The sequence below is a fragment of the Streptomyces sp. NPDC055103 genome (assembly GCF_053607625.1).
The window spans coordinates 1-1,066 of the sequence record NZ_JBSGTX010000202.1; the positions used below are offsets into that span (position 1 = coordinate 1).

General features: G+C 46.5%; 1 protein-coding gene. It reads right to left on the reverse strand.

The window, feature by feature from the left end:
* Positions 1-1,066: lysine--tRNA ligase (gene lysS, locus ACWFR1_RS40515; RefSeq protein WP_453561172.1), on the reverse strand; the 1,066-nt coding region annotated here is incomplete at both ends.

Sequence of the window (1,066 nt, forward strand, 5' to 3'; positions counted from 1 at the left end):
ACCTCCTGTTGGCGGCATACCGGATTCCAGAGCTTCAACAAAGTCTTCATCCATTAGATGAGCTTCATCATTACCGGCTTCACGCTCTTTTAATTGCGCTTCAAAGCGTTCTCTTTGATCAATAGGATCATTCAGCTCTGTAAACGCGTTGGCATGTTCACGGCCAACGATAAACAGCTCAAAACGGTCTGTAAAACGCGGGTCCTCAGGGTTTTTCTTAGCAAGAGGAGAAATTTCTACAGGATGCCCGTAAATAAACGTTGGCTGAATAAGCGTTTCTTCAATTTTTTGCTCGAAGAATTCGTTAATGATATGCCCTACTGTCATAGAGTCTTTAATTTCTACTCCATGTTCTTTTGCATATTCACGCGCCTGTTCAACAGTAACCTCTTCCCAGAAATCAACGCCGGTCGCTTCTTTGACTGCGTCAACCATATGGATTCTTTTCCACTCCGGTTTAAGGTCGATTTGCTCTTCCCCGTATTGAATCGTAGTTGTGCCAAGCACTTCTTGGGCGATATGAGCGACAAGGTTTTCAGTTAAGCTCATGATATCTTTATAGTCCGCATATGCTTCATATAACTCAATCATTGTAAATTCAGGGTTATGGCGTGTAGAGACACCTTCGTTACGGAAAACACGGCCGATTTCATATACTTTTTCTAAACCGCCGACAATTAAGCGTTTTAGGTGCAGTTCGATAGCAATACGCATATAGAGTGGAATGTCTAACGCGTTGTGGTGAGTGATAAACGGACGCGCAGAAGCTCCCCCAGGAATGCTGTGCATTGTAGGTGTTTCTACTTCTAAGTATCCATGATCATCAAGGTATCTTCTCATAGCTTGAATGATCTTACTTCGTGTAATGAACGTATGTTTGCTGTCTGGATTTACGATAAGATCCAGGTAGCGCTGACGGTAGCGCTGCTCAACGTCTTTTAAACCATGGTATTTGTCAGGAAGCGGACGAAGCGCGAGGGCCGTGCCGCCCCCGGCGGTGCCTGCGGCCGTGGCCGTATCTGTGCCTGTGCCTGTGGCCGTGCCCATGGCCGTGGCCAGGGCCGAC